We start from the raw sequence: 20,199 nt of genomic DNA on the forward strand, positions 1-20,199 counted from the left end.
GCTCAGCGCTGGGCCGTTGCGGGCGAGAAGCGAGTGTCGATGAGGCCGTCGACGGCCGCAGCCACATCCGTTTCGGCCGGGATGACGCCCGCCTGCTGCAGGGCGAGGCCGGCGGCGCGGATGCTCGCCGCCTGGACCGGTCCGATCGCGGGCTGGCTCAGATCGGTGCGGGTCAGTTGCCGGGCGATGACGGCCTCGGGCAGCTTGGTCGCCGCGATCAGCGCTACCTGCACGGCGGCCGGATTGGCCAGCGCGTAGGTGCGGGCGCGCTCGTAGGCGGCGATCACCGTGGCCACGAGGTCGGGATGATCCTTCGCGAAATCCTCGCGCACGTCGAGGACGCCCCAGGTGTTGGCCGAAGCATCGCGGAAGAACAGCACGTTGCCGCCCTCGATCTCGGCTGCCGCCATCATCGGGTCGAGGCCGGCCCAGGCATCGACGTCGCCGCGCTCCAGGGCGGTACGTCCGTCGGCATGCTGCAGCAGGACGAGCTTGGCGTCTTTCTCCGTGAGGCCGGCGCCCTGGAGGGCGCGGATGAGGAAGATGTGCGGATCGGTGCCGCGGGTGACCGCGATGCGCTTGCCCTTGAGGTCGGCAGGTTTGGCGATGCCGCTGTCCTTTCGGGTGACGAGGGCGGTCCATTCGGGCTGCGAGAAAGCGTAGATCGCCTTCACCGGGTTGCCGTTGATCCGCGCGAGCAGGGCGGCGGCCCCGGCCGAGGAGCCGAAATCGATGGCGCCGCCATTGAGGAATTCCAGCGCCTTGTTGGAGCCGAGCGACTGCACCCAGCGCACTCCGATGCCCTTCTGCTTCAAGGCTTCCTCAAGGAAGCCCTTCTCTTTCAGGACGAGGCTCACCGGATTGTAGGTCGCCCAGTCGAGGCGGACCTCCTTCACCTCGGCCGCCAGCGCCAGGCACGGGGCCGCCAGGAGCGCGAGGGCGCCGCAGGCCATGGCGAGAAGCGTGCGGCGTGGAACGGCTTTGAGGTGACGCATGGGAGGCTCGCTCGTTCATCGCGGCGGCCCGTGGGCCGCCGCCGGTTGGGGAGTCTAGCGGCGCGGCAGGGAGTGCAGCGCCTTCAGGAACACGTCGACGTCGTGGCGGGTGTTGTAGAAGGCGAGCGACGCGCGCACCGACTGATCGACGCCGAACCGGCGCAGGGCCGGCAGGGCGCAGTGATGCCCCGACCGCACGGCGATGCCGCGTGCGTCGAGGTGGTGGGCCACCGCCTCGTTCTCGTGCCCGTCGACGACGAAGGACATGACGCTGGCTTTCTGCCGGGCCGTACCGATGAGGCGCAGGCCCTTCACCTCGGCGATGCCCGCTTGGGCGTACTCGAGCAGGTCGTGCTCGTAGGCGGCGATGCCCGGCAGTCCGACGCTTTCGAGGTAGTCCAGCGCCGCGCCGAGACCCACGGCCCCGGCGATGTCGGGCGTGCCCGCCTCGAACTTCTCCGGCGCGCCCTTGTAGACGGTCCGCGCGAAGGTGACGTCCTCGATCATGTGGCCGCCGCCCTGCCACGGGGGCATCGCCTCGAGCAGGTGCTTCTTGCCGTAGAGGGCACCGATGCCCGTTGGGCCGAACACCTTGTGGCCGGAGAACACGAGGAAATCCGCGTTCAGCGCTTGCACGTCCAGCGGGATGTGCGGCGAGGACTGGGCCGCATCCACCAGCACCGGTACCCCGTAGGCGTGGGAGAGGGCGATGATCTCCGCCACCGGGTTGATGGTCCCGAGCGCGTTGGCGACGTGGGTCACCGACACGATCTTGGTGCGGCCCGACAGCAGTGCGGCGAACTGCTCGAAGATGATCTCGCCGCGATCGTTGACGGGGATCACCCGCAGTGTGGCGCCGGTGGCCTGGGTCAGGAGTTGCCAGGGCACGATGTTGGCATGGTGCTCGATCTGGGAGACGATGATCTCGTCACCCGGACCGACATTGGCGCGGCCGTAGGAATTGGCCACGAGGTTGATCGCCTCTGTGGTGCCGCGCAGGAAGACGATGTCGTCCTTGGAGGGCGCATTGAGGAAGCGCCGCACCTTCTCGCGGCCCCCTTCGAACAGATCCGTGGAGCGGGCCGCCAGGGTGTGGGCGGCCCGGTGGATGTTGGAGTTGTGGCGGGCGTAGAACTCCGACGTGGCGTCGATGACGCTCTGCGGCTTGTGCGTGGTGGCCGCGTTGTCGAGCCAGATCAGGGGATGGCCGTTGATGCTCTGGTGCAGCGCCGGGAAGTCCTTGCGGACGCGCTCCACGTCGAACGGCGCGGCGACGGGGCTCGCCCCTTGGGTCGAGACATGCGGCGCATGCCCGTGACCCTGCCCACGGCCCGGCTGCACCCGCGGCGACGCGCTGCCCGGCCGGCTGCGGTCGGCGAGGAAGTAGTACTCGCCCTGCGAGAACGGCTCGTCGCCGATCTCGACCTTATGGGGCGACTCCCGGCCGGCCGGCTCCGGCGAGAGCCGGCCGGTGCGCGAGAACGTCTCCTGGGCTTCGTCCTTGCCGTGGCTGCCGGGCGCTGCCGGAACCAGGGACGGGGCGAGGCCGTGGGCGAAGCCGTTGGCGCGCGGATGGTCCTTGGCGACGGTGCGGTGGAGGTCGACGCCACCGGGCAAGGTGGCGGCCACCTCGGGCACGCTCGGCACGAAGAACTCCGGCAAGACCCGCCCCGGGCCCTGCGCCTCGGGGTGGACCGACGGAAATGCCGACGGCTGGGCGAAACCCGGCCCGGACAGGCCCGGCAGGCCGACCGGTGGCGTGCCGAACGCGCGCGCCCCCAGCGTCGAGACATCGGGCTGCAGGCCCGACGGACCCGAGCCGGACGGGATCGAGGGCGTGCCCAGATCCGCCTTCGGGGCCTGGGGGTGGCCGAAGCCCTGGGGAAGATTCTCCAGAGCCTGCGGGGCTTGCGGGGTCTGCGGCAGGTTCGGGGTCAGGGGCGCGCTTGCGGCCTGCCCCTGACCGTAGATCTCGCGGGCGAGGCGCCCGACGAGATCCGAATGCACCGCATCGCCGAACACGCCCGTGGGGAGACTGCCCGTGGGAAGACCGGCGGACGGCGCGTCAGGCGTAGTCATGGTAGTTGCCCAGGAGCACGTTATCGAGACGCGCGATGGCATCCTCGACCAGGACGGCGGCCGAGAAGTAGCGGGTCACGAGGTGCGAAGCGATGGAGTGGTCGTTGGTGCCCATGTAGCGCACCGACAGGCCGGTCTCGATCTCGCCGGTGACCCCGGACTTCTGCAGGCCGACGACGCCCTGTTCGTGCTCGCCGACGCGCAGGAGCAGGATCGAGGTGGTCTGGGCGCCGGTCACCGGATCGCGGTCGATGGGCAGCTTGTCGCTCGGCACGATCGGCACGCCGCGCCAGGTGAGGAAGGGCGAGCCGAACAGGTGGATCACCACCGGGGGCACGCCGCGCCGGGTGGCTTCCCGGCCGAAGGCCGCGATGGCGCGGGGATGGGCCACGAAGAAGGCGGGCTTCTTCCAGACCAGGGTGAGCAACTCGTCGAGGTCGTCCGGGGTGGGCGGGCCGCCGCGGGTCGGAATGCGCTGGCGCTGGCTGACTTCGTGCAGCAGGCCGAACTCGGAATTGTTGAAGAGTTCCCACTCCTCGCGCTCCTTCACGGCGTCGACCGTGAGGCGGATCTGCTCGCGCAGCTGGTCGATCTCGTTGGAGTAGAGGTCGGTGACGCGGGTGTGGGTGTGCAGGATCGTCTGGATCGTGGAGAGGTGGTACTCGCGCGGATCGATCTCGTAGTCGACGAAGGTGGTGGGCAGGCGCGGCTCGCCGGTGTGCACCGCCAGAAGCTCGATGCCCTGCTCGCCGTGGGAGTTGGTGTGGCCCTTCAGGCGGTCGCGCTCTTCCACGTACTGGGTGATGCGCGAGCGGATGCCCTCGTCCTCGATGGCGGCCCGGTCGAGGGTCAGGAGCGTCACCGCCGAGAGCGCCTTCACGGCCGGCGCGGGCGTGTTCTCGCCGACGAGGTCGCCGTCACCGAAATAGTCGCCACCGGTGGCCAGCCCCTGGCGCAGGCGCCCCTTGAACGGTCCCGACAGGGTGAGTTCGACGGTGCCCTCGGCCACCACGGTCAGGCTGCGGTCCGACGAGCCTTCCTCGGCGATGACGTCGCCGGCCTTGTGCTGGGAGGCCGTGAACCGGGAGGCCAGGGCCGAGAGCTCGGCGTCGCCGAGCCGGCTGAACAGGGGGATGCGGCGCAGGGAGGCCGGGCGCACCAGGCGGGCACCGTCGTCGTTGGACAGCTCGATCCGACCGGGCTTCGCCAGCACCACGGCGCGGCGGTTGACCCGGTAGACGCCGCCGGCGACATCGACGAAGGGCAGCAGGCGATGGAACCAGCGCGGAGTGTTGGCCGCGTTCTGGACCGAGGTGACGGTCGCGGTGGCGAGATTGCGTGCCGCAGAAGCGCTCACGCTCAGACCGGGTCCACTCATTAGGGGTCGTCTCCGTATTTCGGGCAGAGGCATGGGAATGCGCGCGACGCGAATGGAATCGCATCGGAACCGCGCCTGACGTGCCCGCTCTCGGTGGTTATGTTTGCGGCCCGCCGCTCGAAGGGCTTCGGTGCGGGAGCGATTTCGGTTTAGCTTTCGCGATTAACAAAGGTCAACAAAATGGTCTTCTATATATTGGCACTGAAGGAGTTCAATGCATTGTACATTGGTGTCTCGTAGATAGAACTGGCTAGGCAGCAAGGGAGGGGCAAAAAAATCATCTCGTGTTGCTGTCTCGCGTAGAACACCTGGACTGAAAGGAATTTTTTAAATCCCGTCTCCGAAGAACTGATCCATGCTCATGGCGGGGACTTCGGCTGTCTTGAGCCGCGACACCACCCGGGCCGGCACCCCTGCCACCGTGGTGTGGGCGGGCACGTCGTGCAGCACCACGGCCGCCGCGGCGACCTTCGCCCCCTCCCCGACTCGGATGTTGCCGAGCACCTTGGCGCCGACGCTGAGGAGCACGCCGCGCTCGATCTTGGGGTGGCGGTCGCCGCTCTCCTTGCCGTTGCCGCCGAGCGTCACCGATTGCAGGATCGAGACGTCGTCGGCGATCACCGTGGTCTCTCCGATGACGACGCCGGTGGCGTGGTCGATGAACACCCCCGAGCCGATCCGCGCGGCGGGATGGATGTCGGCGCCGAACACCTCGGAGATCCGGCTCTGAACGTGCAGGCTCAGGGTCGCCCGGCCCTGGTGCCAGAGCCAATGGGCGACCCGGTAGCCCTCGAGTGCGGCCAATCCCTTGTAGAACAGGAACGGATCGAGGTAGCGCCGGCAGGTCGGGTCGCGCTCGCGGATGGCCACGAGGTCGCGCACGGCATGTGCTCCGGCATGCGGATCCGCCTCGAAAGCCGAGAGGCAGAGGTCACGCATGGACAGGCGCGCGAGGTCGCCGTCGCCGAGGCGGTGGGCGAGACGATACGCGAAGGCGTGGGACAGGCTCGGCTGGTCTAGGATCGTCGCCTGGATGATGCCGGCATAGAGCGGTTCCTCGACGATCGCCGCTTCGGCCTCGCTCCGCATGGCCCGCCAGACCTCGGATTCCGCATCGGTGTGGCTGACGCTGCGCAGGGGCGGCCGCGTGAAGCCGGCGCGGGCGATGCCGGCTTGGAGGGCGCTCGTCATTCGATGTGATCCTGCGGTGGGGATGGAGCCGCGACCGGACGAGGCGTGCGCCGGATCAGGCGATGCGTGTGAACAGGGACGCGCTGTAGCCGACGAGGACGCCGTGCCCGGCGAACTCGACGTCGACGGCCAAGGCCTCGCCCGGCGCCGGATGGATGCCGATGACCCGGCCCGTGGCGTGGCGCCAGATGCCCAGCGCCTCCGCCACGTCGAGCCGTGCGAAAACAACCTGATCGCCCTGAGTCATGGTGTTGTCTCCCTGGCCCCGATTCGCCGAAGCGAAATCCGGGGTGTGATACTTTTTTTCGTTTCGGCGTCTGCCCGGAGTTTGTTTTGCTTTAGTATTATGGATTTGTAGTATTTATTCGGTATATGTCATCATTGTATCCCGATTTTAGGTAATGTCCAAGATAGATCGTCTGTTTTGCTCATGCCATTGCTCCGCTTCCCCCGAGGGCGCCTGCACGAGGATATGGAATACGGGAGAAGCCGTGCGGTTCTGCGGGGCGCCGAACACCAGTGCGTCGGGCCTTCAGGGGCGTCACGCCGGATGGATCAGCGCGCCATGCCCCAGCGGCGAACGGTGAAGCGTTCGAGGGTCGCGAAGACGACGTTCTCCACGAACAGGCCGATGAGCACCACGAGAACGAGGCCCGCGAAGACGCGGTCGGTGTAGAGCTCGTTGCGGTTCTGGAAGATGTACCAGCCGAGCCCGCCGCGTCCCGACGCGGCGCCGAAGACGAGTTCCGCCGCGATCAGGGTGCGCCACGCGAAGGCCCAGCCGATCTTCAGCCCGGACAGGATCGCCGGCAAGGCGGCCGGGATCAGGATCTGCAGCACGTAGGACGGACCGCGCAGGCCGTAATTGCGCCCCGCCATGCGCAGGGTCTCGGGCACGCCTTGAAAGCCCGAATAGGTGTTGAGGGCCATCGGCCACAGCACGGAGTGGATCAGCACGAAGATCAGGCTGCCGGAACCGAGGCCGAACCACAGCAGGGCCAGCGGCAGGAGCGCGATCGCCGGAAGCGGATTGAACATCGCCGTCAGGGTCGAGAGCAGGTCTCGGCCGAACTGCGTCGAGACGGCCAGCGTCGTCAGCCCGAAGGCGAGCACGATCCCGCAGACGTAGCCCTGCACCAGGAGGGAGAGGGAGATCCACACCCGGTCGAGCAACTCGCCGTCGATCAGGCCCTCGATCAGGGCCGACAGGGTGGCGACGAAGCCGGGGAGCAGCAGGTCGTTGTCCTGCCAGCGCGCCAGCCCCTCCCAGACCACGGCGAGCACGGCGATGATGAGACCCTTGCGCAGCCAGTCCTGCTGCCAAAGACGCGTGGACAGCGGCAGCAGGCGCTCCACCGGTGCCTCGACGAACGGCGGCAGGACCCGGTCGTATTCCGGGCGAATAGGCGGCGTGAGCGTCCGGCCCATCATGCGGCCGCCGGTGCGGATGCGGGGTCCGTCTCGAACAGACGTGCGTGCAGCCCCTGCACCGCAGACTGGAATTCGCGGCTGCCGAGGCTGCCGAGATCGAACGCGTGACTGTTGAACTCGCCCCGGACGCGACCGGGATGGGGGGAGAGCAGGGCCACGCGGTTGCCGACCACCAGGGCCTCCTCGATGGAATGGGTCACGAACAGCAGCGTGAAGCGGGCCTCGTCCCACAGGTTCAGCAACTCCTCCTGCATCCGGCGGCGCGTCAGGGCGTCGAGGGCCGCGAACGGCTCGTCCATCATCAGCACCTTCGGCTGCATGGCGAGCGCCCGCGCGATGGCGACGCGCTGCTTCATGCCGCCCGAGAGCTGGTGCGGGTAGCTGTCGGCGAAGCGCGACAATCCGACCTTGTCGATGTAGTGCCGGGCACGTTCCCCGGCCTCCCGTCGGCTCAGCAGACGCGTCGCCCGCAAGGGGAACGCGACGTTCTGGGCCACGGTCTTCCACGGGGGCAGCTGATCAAATTCCTGGAAGACGACGATGCGGTCGGGACCGGGCTCGCGCACCGGCACCCCGTCGAGGGCGATCTCACCCTCGACGGGACGGATGAAGCCGGCCGCCGCCTTGAGGAGGGTGGACTTGCCGCAGCCCGATGGGCCGAGCAGCACGAAACGGTCCGCTTCGTAGACATCGAGATCGATGCGGTGCGTCGCGCGCACCACTCGCTCCGGCGTCCGGTATTCCAGGGTGACCCCGGCGAGGCGCAGGAGGGGCGACGGGGCCGGCTCCGGGCGTGCCTGCGGCGGCGATATCGCGCGCGTCCCGTGGGCGACGGGGCGAGCCGGTTCCCGCTCGAGGAGAGGGAGGTCCGATCGTGTGGCGGCGAACGTCATGGTGCGCGCCGCCTTCAGCTGCCGGTGTCGATGCGCGGATCGGCGAAGAAGTAGTCGCCGATGGCGTTGGGCTCGGTCTTGATCGCCCCGACCCGGTGCATGAACTTGCCGAGACCGATGGTGTTCTCCGGCGCCACCTTGAAGGTCACTTCCGGGTTCTTGATGATCTTCACCAGCAGGTCGCGATCGATCTTGCTGCCGGTGGTCTTGAGATAGATCTCGGCGGCCTTTTCGGGCTGCGTGGTGATGAACTTGGCCGCCTCGTCGAGGGCGTCGAGGAAGGCCTTGTAGGTCTTCGGACTGGTCTTGTAGAATTTCTCGGTCGCGTAGAGCACCGTGGACGAGGCCGGGCCGCCCTGGACCGCGTAGGAGTTCAGGACGATCCGGGCCTTCGGATTCTCGGCGAGTTCCTGATCCTGGAACGGCGGGTTGCCGAAATGGCCCGAGATCTCCGTGCCCCCCTTGATGATGGCGGCCGCCGCCTCCGGATGGGGAATGGCGACGCTGATCTTGTCGAGCCGGGCGTAGTCCTTGTCGCCCCACTGCTTGGCGGAGGCCATCTGCAGGATGCGCGACTGCACCGAGACGCCCACCGCCGGCACCGCGATCCGATCCTTCTCGGTGAAGTCACCGATGCTCGTGACGGCGGGATTGTTGGTCACGAGGTAGTAGGGAAAGTTCCCGAGCGAGGCGACGCCCTTGACGTTCTGCCGTCCCTTCGTGCGATCCCACAGGGTGAAGAGGGGGCCGACGCCCGCGCCGGCGATCTCGATGTTGCCCGACAGCAGGGCGTCGTTCACGGCAGAGCCGCCCGACAGCTGGACATAGTCCACCTTGATGTCGAGGCCGGCTTGCTTGCCGTGCTTCTCGATGAGCTTCTGATCCTCGGCGACGTTGAGGAGCAGGTAGACGACACCGAACTGCTTGGCGATGCGCAGCTGGCCCTCGTCCGCCCTCGCCCCGCCGAAGCTCGCCAGGGACAGCGCAAGGCTTGCGACCAGTCCCACGGCGTTCCGACGCGAGAGCGCGCCGCGTTGCTTTGTCATCGTCCGCGCCTTTTTCGATCAAATCTCCTTCGCAATGTTGCCTTGCGAAGAAGCTTGAATCTGCACAGTCGTTGTTCTTGGGTCAACGAAAGCATTATCTTTAAAGAGCGTCGATTGGAGGTGAAGTGCCCTCGGAAAGCCCTCGAAATTGGACCGGAATCCTTTTGCCCCGCTTTTCCACAGAGGCACGGACGAGGATGGTGTGACAGGCCACGCCGAGGACGCGACGCGGTCGCTCGCACCGAGACCGGCCCCTATGCGCAAGCCCTGCGATCCTCGATCTCGGTATTCATGGAGGCGTTCGCGCGGGGCGAGCCCCGGGGGACATGCTCACCGGGACCCCGGTCAGGCGTCGGCCTCGTACGGTCCGGAATCCTCCAGCATCGCGGCGATCCACAGGGCGGCCCGGCCGAACGCCGCACCGCCCTCCCCTCGCGACCCCATGATTTCCGAGAGGCGTACCGCCGTCATCGCATGGCCGCCGTCTCGCAACCGCGCCACGAGGCGGGGGGCGCTCGCCCCGGCGACTGCCGCGAAGCTGCGCCGCCCACCGTGGAGCGCGCCGGCAAGCAGAGCCGCGGCCTCTTCGAGGATGGTCTGAGCGCCTGCAATCGCGCCGGGCACGAACGCTGTTCCGGCGGCGTCCGGAGCCGCAAGGTCGGGCACCAAAAGTCGATCGGTTCCGATGGACCAAGGATCGCAGACCAGGGCGCCGTCCACGATCCATACGGGGCCGGCGACCTGCCGTACGGGGCCCCACCGTTCGGAAAAGGCGCCCGCGAGGGCGTCGAGGGCGCCGGGCGCGGTTCGATCGTAGGTGCGCGCGAGCCGCAGCGTACCGCCACCATGGGGAAGATCGACCGCCGCCTGCCAGATCTGCGCGCCCGCCGACCACGCTTGGCCCACGACCTCCGCCACGTCGAAGACGTGGAAGGCATCGAGCCGGTCGCGCGGCCGCAGGAAGCCCGGTGGGCGCTGGGCGAGGCGGCGCAGGATCTCGCCCGTCCGGGTCGCCGCGAGGGGAGCGGGCAGGCGCAGCAAGGGCTCGCGCGGCAGGAGTGCCGTCCGCCCGCGCGCGCCCTGGCCGAGCGCCAACAGGCCATCGGCCCGCCGCCGGGCCACGCTGGTGAGAATCTGACCCCGGCCGAGGCCGCCGAGCGACAGGCCCGGCGTGAGGGCGCGCCCAGGCAGATGCGTGACGAAGTCCGCCTCGTCTTCGGCCGGCGCGTAGGTGCGTTCCAGCGCGAGGGTCGCACCCGTATCCGTGTCGGCGAGTGCGACCCGCGCCAGGACTTCGCGCCCTCGCGTCACCAGCCGGGCGCCGAGGGAGACGAGGCGCGTCTTGGCCATGGGCGTTTCGTAGGGCTGGCCGAGGCCGAGGGCGGCGGCACCGCCCACCCGGACTCGCGCCAGGAGTTCGGTCACAAGTTGCAGCACCCTGGCTTCGTCGTGCGTTGCATTGCGGGTCGCGTAAGCTGCGATCTGCGCGGTGAGGTCGGCTTCCGCCAGCAGGATTTGCGTGGCCCCCCGCGCCTGTGCGGCCCGACGCAGCCGTCCGAGGGCCGCCGCATGGGCCTCCGGCCCGGCCGTGACCCCGGCGTCGAGAAGTCCGGCGACGAGTTCGCCCACGGCGTCCGCGAGGTCGTCCGTTCCGTGATCGAGGGGAACTCTGTCGTCCCCGAGCCGCACCTCCGCCCCGCCCCCGGCCTCACGGAAGGCGCGGATCGCCACCGCCACATGGGCGCAGCCGCCGCCGGCCGCACAATCGCAGCGCGCGTAGCCGACGGCGTCGGGAACAAGGAAGCGCACGCTCGCCGTGGGCAGACGCGCCGCCGGGACCGCCCCATGATCGAGCCCCACGGTCACGCCAGCGGAAAGCAGGCGCTTCAGCTCGGCTGCGGCAGCGGAGCTGAGGCCGGCCTCGAATGCCTGGCCGTCCAGGGTGCCGGGGTCCCAAGGTCCCGCTTCCCCATCCGCCCGCGAAGCGGGTGCGCCCGCATTCGCGCTGGCGCGGTAGGCGACGACGAGGGCGACGCGGTGGCGGCACATTCCGCTCGCCGGGCAGGTGCAGGTCGCCTGCCCCGGTGGCTGGCCGGGGTCGAGGCGGGTCAGCGTCCCGTCGGCGAAGCGGGCTTCGACGGTGCTGTCCGGCGCCTCCGCGAGGACCGGTCCCTGCCCGGCCGTGACCTCGCGCACCGCCCGTTTCACGAGGCCTGCGTTGGAAAGCTGGGTCAGGCTCGCGTCGGTAAGCGCGAGGAGATCGGCGCGCGCCATCCGCCACTAGCTCCGGATGACGTGCGCGAGCCAGCCGGCGAGTTCGCCCGGCGTCATCGCGGCGATTTCGGCCCCGGCCTCGACCAGACGCTGCGCCATGGCCCGGTCGTAGGCCGGCCGCGCCTGCGAATCGAGGGCGGCGAGCCCGAGCACCTTGGTGCGCTGGCCTGTAAGGGCCCGCACCCTGGCGACGAGCACGGCCTCGCTCGCACCCTCGTAGAAATCCGAGACCACGATGACGATGGCGCGTTCGGGAGCGGTGATCAGCCCGGCCGCGTAGCCGACGGCGCCGCCGATATCGGTGCCGCCGCCGAGCTGGACCTTCATGAGCAATGCGCAGGCGTCGTCGCAGTCGCGGGTCAGGTCGACCAAGGCGGTGTCGAAGGCAACGAGGTGGGTCTCGATACCCGGCAGCTTCCACAGGCAGGCCGCCATCACCGAGGCGTGGATGACCGAATCGAGCATCGACCCGCTCTGGTCCACGAGAAGGATCACCTGCCAGGGCTGCATCCGGCGCCGGTTGCGGGCGAAGAAGTGCAGGCGCTCGACGGTGATGCGCCGTCGCTCGGGGTCGTAGTGGCGCAGGTTGTCCCGGATGGTGCGATTGAGGTCGAGGTCCCGGGCGCCGGGGAGCCGGGTATGGCGGCGCCGGTCGAGGACGCCGCCGAAGGCGACCGCGAGATCGCGGGCGAGCTGTTCCATGAGGCGGCGCACCACTTCCTGCACGAGCCGGCGCGCCATCACCAGCACGTCCGGCGCCATGAGGTGCTTGGTGCGCAGGACCGCCTTGAGCAGGGTCTCGTTGGGTTCGGCGCGGGCGAGCACCTCGGGGTTCGTGATCACGTCGTCGATGGCGTAGAGTTCGATGGCGTCGCGCTCCAACCGCTCGATAGTCTCTTGCGGGAACAGAGTGTGGACCGCGTTGATCCAGTCCGGCACGGTGAGGGCCGAGCCCTCGCGGCCGCCTTGTCGGCGCTCGCCTCGTTCCGCGCCGCCGCCATCGCGGCCGTAGAGCCAGTCGAGTGCGCGGTCCATGGCCGCCGCCCGGCCGGAGAGGCGGCAGCCTGCGCCGGCGCAGGCGGACTCCGCCGCCTCGCCGAGGATCAGGCGCCAGCGCGTGGCCGGATCGAGGCTCATCGAAGGCGCGTCTCGGCCAGCAGGCTCGGACTCCGCAGCAACTCGCTCGCGGTGACCGGGTCGAGATCGCCGAAGCCGCGCTGGTTCGCTCCCGTGGACGGCGCCCCCCATGGGCTTTCCAGGGTCAGTTCGCCCAGGGTCTGCGAGGCTTCCTCGAACTCGGGCGCCCCGGTGAACAGGCCGTCGGCGAAAGTCAGCGACGCCTTGCCCGGTGCCCCACCGGAGAACAGGAAGGCGTGCTCGATCCACCAGATGCCGCCGCCGTCCTGCGGATCGCCGAGGCGCCAGCCGCGCGCCGGCATGCCGCGCAGGCGTTTCGATTCGACGACCACACCCTCGAACCGCTTCGTCTTGGCCGCGCCCCGTTCGGCTTCGGTGAAGGCGAACGTCTCGCGGCCGAGCTGCGGGAAGGGCTGCGCGATCTCGTAGTCGCCGAACAGCGTGCCCCAGGCGGTCAGCACGTCGGGGTCGAGATGCAGCGGGTGGACGAGGCCGATGAGGCCCGCCGCCTCCGGCGCGAGGTCGATCTCGGCCGGTGCGTCCACCCCGTCCGTGAAGCTCAGGTCCTCGGCGACGCGAAACGTCGCGGTGGGCAGAGTCCGCGGGTCGGCGTCGGCGAAGGTCCCCCAGACGAGGCGCTGGGTGAGGTGGCGGACCAGGGGATGAGCGGAGAAGAACGGTCCGAACACCTCCGGCCGGACCCGGCGCGAGGTGACGAGCATCGCCTCCAGCCGTGCCACCTGCAGGCTCGCCACCGCGCGGGCATCCTTCTTCAGGGCGCTCCAGCGGGCGGTGGCCGCCGCCGCCTTCTCGGCGTCGTCGGACTTGATCGGTTTCGGCAGGTCCTTGAGCCGTGCGCCCGCCGCATCCCGCACCCAGGGCTTCAGCACCTCGTCGAAGCCGGCGCGGAACTGCCGGGTACCGAAATCGAGGTCGAGGCCGCCGCGCTCGTCGAGGTCGAGGTCCGGGGCGAGCCGGTCGGACAACTCCTCCGGTGAGAGGCCCCGTGCCTCGGCGAGCTGCGCGATCTTCTCGCGTGCCTTTTCCTGAAGGCCCTTGAACTTGAGCTTCTCGGCGATGCCGTTGAGGTTCATCAGCGCCACGTCCGAGCCGATGTCGACGAGCACGTCGAGGCCCGTGACCGCGCGGACATGGGCCGCCTCCCCCGGCCAGCGACGGATCAGGCGCGTGAGGTCGCGGGCCGTGCTGTCGTCCCCGAACCAGCCCAGGGTGCGCAGGGCACAGCCGTCCTTCGAGGGCGTGCCGGCGGCGGTCCAGGCGGAGAAGAGATCCCAGGCGAAGGCCGCGAGACTCTCGGGCGTGCAGGCCTCGCGCACCATCGGCACCCCGGCATAGACGGCATCGGGGTTGGTGAAGGACAGCATCTCGCAAAGCGTCCCCACGGCCTCGTCCGGGAGCGCCCCGCCCGCGCGCAGGCAGGGTTTCGCCAGCGCTCCCGGCACGACCCAGGCCGGAGGCTTGCCGACCTTGGCCGGCACGCGGCCGAGGGGGTCGCGATCGAGCACCTGGGCTACCGCCGCGGCGACGCGCGGCTCGCGGTCCGCATAGGCTGCGACCACCGCTTCGATGGCGGCACGCCCGTCCGGGCGGTCGGATACGAAGACCCGCAGGGCGTGTTCGGCGGCGTCGCGGGTCGCCCCGGGCTTGCCGACGGCGTCGGGCACGAGGCGGGTGATCGCCGTGCTGCGGTGCCGACGCAGCCAGGCCAGTGCCGGGGTACGGGCCTTCTTGAGCTTCACGAGGGCGCGCGCCGCGGGCGGAGCCAGGCCCTCCGCATCGATGGCGAGGACGGTGGGCAGCAATCCGACGGGATCGGCTTCGATCAGGGCGATGAGGCCCGGCATCGCCGTCTCGCCGAACCGCGACAGCATCCTCGTGACGATCTCCGGCCAGAGCGAGATGTGGCTGTGACCCACGAGGATTCCGGCAAGCGACCACAGCTTGAGAGCCAGGGGGGCCGGCTGCTTCTCCGTGCTTCCGACCAGCCCATGATACGGCGACGACATCCAGTAACGGCAGCTCTGATCGATCTGCCGCAGACGCGCGGCGAGCCATTCGAGCAGGGCGTCGGGATCGTCGAGCGGCGGTGGGGACAGTGCCGACGGGATCTTGACCCAGCCTTGCTCCGGTTTAGCCGTCTCGGCCGCCTCGATGAAGGCGGGGAGTTCGCTCATGTCGTTGAGGATGCGGGCGCGATAGCCGCGCCAGTGATTGTCCGGTACCTCCATCGCCTCGAAGGCGAACGGCGTCGGTAGCGGCGCGAGGTCGAGGACGAGATCGTCCGCACCCCGCATCCGGGCCCGCCACGGCGGATCGCGCAGCACACGGGGCCACGCGGCCCGCTCCGCGAGGGGAACGGCCCGGGCCTGCACGAGCCCGTCGAGGAAGCGCGCGGCGCGCCCGTCGGTGTCCCCGATCCAGCCCCGGATCGTGTCGGGGCCGTGGGTGTCGAGGGCGCGCACCGCGCGGGCGCGGAGCGCCGGCTCGGCCCGGCCGCCGGCCAGGACCGCGAGGCAGCGGGGGACGATCACGGCCGGGTCTGCCGCCATGGCCGCGTCGAGGGCGGCCGCGATCGGCTTCTCGTACAGGTGTGGCAGCAGGGTGGCCAGGGCACCGGGCTCGCCCGTCGACAGCATCGCCCGCGCGACCGCCGTCCGCTGCTCGTCGAGGGCGTAGTGCAGGATCCAGTCGAGCCCCGGCAGGGCCGGCTGCCCGGTGGAGCGGGCCACCGCGATAAGCGTGGCGGCGGCGTCCGACTCATTGACGCCGTCGCCGAAATACATGTGATAGCTGCGCTTCGTGCGCCAGGGCGCCGCCGCGGCCGGATCGGAATCCGCCACGAGGGGCAGGAAGTTCCTGTCCGCGGCGACATCGATGCCGGCCGCCGTGGCGGCTTCCAGCACGGCGAGGGGCTGCAGGCCGTGCCTCGCTGGCCGGTCGTCCGCGAGGATGAAGGCGAAGGCGGCCGCCGTCGGCCAGTCCGGCGTCTCGGCGATCCGGTCGTTCAGGAAGGCGACCGCCGCGTCGTAATCCGCGTCCGTTGCGTGGACGAGGGCCGCGCGCGTCGCAAGCTGAAGTGGCGCCGCCCAGGCGAGGTTCTGATAGTGGCCCTGCCTGCGCGTGCCGGGCCGCATCCGGTCGGCGAACCGTGCCGCCTCCATCGCCCCCCCGCTTTCCACGAGGAAGCGCAGAGCCGCATCCATGAACCTGAGGAGGTCGGCAGCGTGATGGGTGCCTGCGCGGAAGCTCCGATGTTCGGTCTCGTCCTCGGCCAGATCCCAGATGGATCGGATCCAGTCGCCCATGCCGTCCGGTGTGGGCATCGTTTCGATGAGACGGAGGCTTTCCGTGTCGCCCACGAGGGCGGGCAGGGTCGCGCGGACCGCCCGCAACGCCTCCTCGCCGGTCAGGTGTCGGCCGGGCCTGAGCCGTGTCGGCAGCGGAGTGCCGTCGAACACCGCACCTGACGGCGTCGGGGCCGAAGGGCCCGCTGCGGCCTTCGCCACGGATGCGGCTTCCGGCTCGGCAGCCAGCGAGACCGGATCGCCCGGCGGTTCGGGAGGCGCTTCCTCGGGCGGCGCGACCTTCGAAGCCTTCGGAGTCGCCTTACTGGCCGTCGTTTTGCCGGCCGTAGCACTGGCCGGCGCGGCCTGCTCGACCGCCGCGGCCGGTGCCGCACCGACCCGGGCATAACCTTTCGCCGTCTTCTCGCGGACGAGCTTGTCCTTCTCCTTCACGGCGGCGGCTTCGTCCGGAAAGGTCTTGTCCTTGCTCTGACCCTGGGTGCCGAGGCGTCCGAAGCGCACGGTCAGCGTCGTCCCGGTGACATCGGCTTCCCAGAACTTGGCGGACGAGCCCTCGACCAGTTCGTAACGGTCCATGTCGGTTCCCCTCTCTATTCGCCGCCCGTCGCCGCGAGCAGGCTGGGCGTGCGCAGGATTTCGCTCGCGGTCACCGGATCGAGATCACCGAAACGATGCGCGGTGGATGCACCCCAGCCCGTCTCGGTCAGGGTCAGCGCCCTCAGGGCCTGGACTTCGTCGCCCTCCGGCCCGGACCGATGCCACAGACCGTCTTCGAAGCGGAGCACGGCGAAGAGGTCGGCTCCGCCGAGAGGGGTAGGCCGTTGCACCGAACAGACATGCTCGCTTGCCGTATCCGACGACCAGCCCTGAGACCGCAGACCGCGCAGGCGCCGCCCGGCGACCCGCACGCCGTCGAAGCGATCCGTGGCGGAGGCCGCCGCCTCAGCCGGCGTGAAGGCGTAAATCTCCCGTGCGAGCTGGGGAAACGGCTGGGCGATCTCGTAATCGGCGAACAGCGCGGTCCAGGCCGCCAGGGTGTCGGGGGTCAGGTGCAGCGGGTGGACGAGGCCGACCACGCCGTCGAGGGCTGCGAGGTCGAGGTCGAGTGCGGCATCCTCCGCATCGGTTGCGGTCAGGTCTTCGGCCAGCCGGAAGGCGACCCGCGGCGCGGTCGTTGCCAGCCGGTCTTCGTAGAGTCCCCAGACGAGGCGGCCGGCGAGATGGCGGATCAGCGGATGCCCCGCGAAGAACGGCTGGAACACGTCCGGCCCGATGCGTCGCCCCGTCGCCAGCATGGTCTCGAGCCGGGAGATCTGGAGCCGGCCCGCATCCTCCGCGTCTTTCTTCAGCCCTGCCCACAGCTTGGCCGCCTGCTTGGCCAGTTCGGGGTCGTCGGTCTTGGTCGCGCGCGGCAGGGCGGGAAGCCGCTGGCCGTCCGCATTCCGTAGCCAGGGCCTCAGAGTCTCGTCGAGGCCGACACGGAAGTGACGTGTGCCGAAGGACAGGTCGAGGCCGCCGCGTGCGTCCAAGCCGAGATCGGGGGAGAGCCGGTCGGCGAGTTCGACAGCATCGAGCCCGCGCGTCTCGGCGGCGTCCGCGATGGCGTCGCGCGCCGCCTCGCGCAGCTGCAGCAGCGGGTTCTTCTCGGCCAACGCGCTGAGGTTCATGAGGGCCGCGTCGCTGCCGATGCCGGCGAGGACGGCGATGCCGGCCTTGCCCCGGGGTTTGAGGCCCGCTTGGCCCCAGGCACGGATCTGACGGGTGAGATCGCGGGCGCAGGCGTCGCCGCCGATGAGCGCGAGGGTCCGCATCGCCCATTCGCCGGCCACGTTGGCGCCGGCCGCGAGCCAAGACTGGAACACCGCGAGGGCGAAGGCGTCGAGGCTCTCCGGCGTGCAGGCCGCCCGCACGGGCGCGATCCCCGCATACGGGGTCAGGGGGGACGAGAAGGCGAGCATCTCGCAGAACGCCGTTATCGCCGCATTGGGCAGCGTACCGCCCGCGAGTAGGACCGGACGCGGAAGGGCTGCGGGTACGAGCCAGGGCGGCAGCTTCGGGGGCTTGACCGGCACCTGATCCAGCGGATCGCTGTCGACGCCGGATACCACCGCCTCGGGCACGCGCGGATCGATCGCCGCATAGGCCGCCACCGCCGCGTCGAAAGCCGCCCGGCCCGCGGGCTCGGAGGCGAGGAAGCGCAGCGCCGCATCGGCCGCGTCGCGTTCCGGGCCCGGGGCGCCGAGGGCATCGGGCAGGAGCCGCAGGGCGGCGGTGCGGGGATGGGCGCGCAGCCACGCCACTGCCGCTGGCCGCGCCCGCTTGGTCCGATGAAAGGCCCGCGCGGCGATGGGCGTGAGGGCGGCCGCATCCACCTTGAGCACATGCGGAAGCTTATCCTCCGGCTCGGCCGCCACGATGGCGACGAGGCCCGGCAGGGCGCGTTCGCCGAAGCGGACGACCATCGCGGCAGTCTGGTCGTGCCGGACCCCGGAGAGTGCCAGCAGGGGGACTGTCTTCTCCCAGAGGATGAGCGCCAGCGGTTCCGGTTGCCAGGTGACGCCGGTGAACCAGGAATCGTAGATGTAGCAGAAAAATCCGCCGAACCCGTCCCGATCGAGCCGGCGGTCGAGCCATTCCAGGGCGGCCTCCGGGGAAGTTCCGACCGCCGGGACCGGTGTGACGGGCGGCGGGATCGGCCTTGTGTACTTCGCCTCGCCCTCGGCCTCGGTCTCGCGAATCCGCTCCACCAAGCGGTCCATGCCCTCGACGATGAAGCCCGCCCGGTAGCCGTAAGTCGCGTCATCCATCGCCTCCGCGGCGTCGAATTCGTGCGCGAAGGGCGTCGGGATCGGCGCCAGGTTAAGAGCGATGCGCCCGCGCGCTGCGGCCCCGCGCCGCCAGGGGGGATCGCGCAGGATGCTCGGCCATGCCTCGCGCGGCGCGGGCGGCCGGTCATCCGCGAGCAATCGGTCGAGCCGCCCGGAGAGCTTGCCGCCGCCGGAGGCGGCCCAGGCTCGTGCCGCCTCCGCGCCGTGACGGCCACCAGGGCAATGGCGCGGGGCGCGTAGGCCGGGCCGCCCTTCGCCTGTCCCTTGCCCTCCATCGCCTCCAGATAGTCAGGGAGCATGCGGTCGGGGAAGGCGATGTCCGCCGCGTCCAGGGCATCGCGGACGAGCTTCGCGCCGGTGAAGGGCAGGAGCGCCATCAGGCCCTCTTCGGCACCGGTGTCGAGGAGGGCCTTCGCCACGATGGTCCGGTCGACGCCGATGGCGTCGCGCAGGAGCCACACGAGACTGGTCGTTGCCGATTCGCCGGCCGCGTGCGCCACGGCGATCATTGTCGCGGCAACCTCGGCGGCGGTCACGTCACGGGTTGCGAGGATTGCCTTGTGCATGGGATCGGCCTGCCACGAGGCGGCCTGCGACGGCGGTAGATCGACGATGAACGGCATGGCGCTGTAACCCTGGCGGACGAACAGGCGCGATGTCCCGTGACGGTCCAGCATGGCGGCGGCGCGTAGCGCATGGTCGGCCCCGGCGCGGTCGTCGGCCAGGACAGACGTGAGCCAGAAGCCGAGATGTGGATCTGGGTCCTCCGCGTGAAGCCGGAGGCAGGCGGCGAGTGCGGCGTCGAAATCCGCGTCCGGTGCCGCCGTGAGGGCGGAGCGCACCCCGAAGCTGTTCGGGATGTCCCAGACCGAGGCTGGCATCGTACCGTACTTGCTGGTCGGACGGGGACGAAGCTGGTCGAAGAGGCTCACCAGGGGGGCGATGCCGGAGCGTGCCACGAGCCAGCGGGCGAAATGCATGAACGCGGCCCGAGTCGCCGGACCCCGGGGGCCGAGCTTCCGGCCCCAGAACCGTTGGTCCATCGTCGGACAGGCGGCACGAAGCAGATTCAACCAATCGCGCGCCTGCGCCGCGTCGAGGGCCGGCGGCTCGCGGTCGAGACGAGCCGCGAGGGCCTCAGCTTCGGCGCCCTCCGGCGCAGAGTCCAGCAGGTCGCGGATCGCGGCGACGAAAGCGGCCCAGTCGGCCGCGGGATCGAGGGCCGGGCCGGGCCGGGTTCGGGTCGGCAGGGACGTGCCGGAGAAGATCGCCCGATCGGCCTGCGCTGCCTCTGGCATGGCGCTCGCGGAGACGGGACCGGCCTCCGGTGGGACCTCGATCGCCGCCGGGGTGGGTGTCGCGTCGGTCTCACCGGTCGTGGGGCGATACCCCTTGCGGGTCTTTTCCAGGATCAACCGGTCACGTTCCTGCCGCGCACCGTCGGCCTCCGGGAAACGTTTGACCTTGGACTGACCCTTGGTCCCGATCCGTCCGAACCGGACGGTGAGGTCGCATCCCTCGACGCCCACGTCCCAGAATTTGGACGACGATCCTTCGGTCAGTTCGTAACGCTGCATACCGTTCCCCCCTTCCGCGCAGAGATAGACCCCGTCGCACTGAT

The 20,199-nt window shown here is 70.0% G+C and carries 12 protein-coding genes and 1 pseudogene; all 13 read right to left on the bottom strand.

Annotation, left to right across the window (positions count from 1 at the left end; all coding sequences use genetic code 11):
• Positions 1-2: 2 nt before the first annotated feature.
• Positions 3-953, bottom strand: coding sequence for an aliphatic sulfonate ABC transporter substrate-binding protein (locus ASG60_RS19005; RefSeq protein WP_156398962.1), 951 nt, complete (start codon positions 951-953; stop codon positions 3-5).
• Positions 954-1,049: 96 nt separating this feature from the next.
• Positions 1,050-3,074: a family 2A encapsulin nanocompartment cargo protein cysteine desulfurase gene (locus ASG60_RS19010; RefSeq protein WP_056387149.1), complete on the bottom strand. Its 2,025-nt coding sequence runs from the start codon at positions 3,072-3,074 to the stop codon at positions 1,050-1,052.
• Entirely contained in the window at positions 3,061-4,452 is a 1,392-nt protein-coding gene (locus ASG60_RS23815; protein ID WP_056167115.1) for a family 2B encapsulin nanocompartment shell protein, read from the bottom strand. Before ASG60_RS23815 ends, ASG60_RS19010 begins: the two co-directional genes overlap by 14 nt.
• Before the next feature lie 327 nt (positions 4,453-4,779).
• Positions 4,780-5,643 (bottom strand): serine O-acetyltransferase, encoded by an 864-nt coding sequence (cysE, locus tag ASG60_RS19020; protein ID WP_056167112.1) that lies wholly within the window; start codon positions 5,641-5,643, stop codon positions 4,780-4,782.
• Positions 5,644-5,698: 55 nt separating this feature from the next.
• Positions 5,699-5,890 carry a hypothetical protein gene (locus ASG60_RS19025; protein ID WP_056167109.1) on the bottom strand — a complete coding sequence of 64 codons (192 nt, stop codon included), beginning with the start codon at positions 5,888-5,890 and terminating at the stop codon, positions 5,699-5,701.
• Positions 5,891-6,198: 308 nt separating this feature from the next.
• A complete protein-coding gene (locus tag ASG60_RS19030) occupies positions 6,199-7,071 on the bottom strand; it encodes an ABC transporter permease (RefSeq protein WP_056167096.1) in 873 nt (290 codons plus the stop codon).
• Complete coding sequence (locus ASG60_RS19035) at positions 7,071-7,967, bottom strand: ABC transporter ATP-binding protein (protein ID WP_056387151.1); 897 nt, start codon at positions 7,965-7,967, stop codon at positions 7,071-7,073. The genes ASG60_RS19030 and ASG60_RS19035 overlap by 1 nt, the downstream gene beginning before the upstream one ends.
• Before the next feature lie 14 nt (positions 7,968-7,981).
• Positions 7,982-9,013, bottom strand: coding sequence for an ABC transporter substrate-binding protein (locus tag ASG60_RS19040; protein WP_056167089.1), 1,032 nt, complete (start codon positions 9,011-9,013; stop codon positions 7,982-7,984).
• Positions 9,014-9,358: 345 nt separating this feature from the next.
• Positions 9,359-11,287 (bottom strand): SWIM zinc finger family protein, encoded by a 1,929-nt coding sequence (locus tag ASG60_RS19045; protein ID WP_056387153.1) that lies wholly within the window; start codon positions 11,285-11,287, stop codon positions 9,359-9,361.
• Between the two features lie 6 nt (positions 11,288-11,293).
• The gene (locus ASG60_RS19050; protein ID WP_056387156.1) at positions 11,294-12,424 is read right to left on the bottom strand and encodes a VWA domain-containing protein; all 1,131 of its coding nucleotides are present in this window, start codon (positions 12,422-12,424) and stop codon (positions 11,294-11,296) included.
• Positions 12,421-16,326 (bottom strand): DUF4132 domain-containing protein, encoded by a 3,906-nt coding sequence (locus tag ASG60_RS19055; RefSeq protein WP_056387157.1) that lies wholly within the window; start codon positions 16,324-16,326, stop codon positions 12,421-12,423. Before ASG60_RS19055 ends, ASG60_RS19050 begins: the two co-directional genes overlap by 4 nt.
• Before the next feature lie 14 nt (positions 16,327-16,340).
• Positions 16,341-18,557, bottom strand: a complete 2,217-nt coding sequence (locus tag ASG60_RS23635) for a DUF4132 domain-containing protein (RefSeq protein ID WP_244476714.1) — start codon at positions 18,555-18,557, stop codon at positions 16,341-16,343.
• A 1,457-nt stretch (positions 18,558-20,014) separates the two neighbouring features.
• Positions 20,015-20,155: pseudogene (locus tag ASG60_RS23640) on the bottom strand (WGR domain-containing protein); the annotation flags it as partial.
• Positions 20,156-20,199: the final 44 nt, after the last annotated feature.

Origin of the sequence: Methylobacterium sp. Leaf469, assembly GCF_001424745.1 — a bacterium.
Taxonomy (GTDB): Bacteria; Pseudomonadota; Alphaproteobacteria; order Rhizobiales; family Beijerinckiaceae; genus Methylobacterium.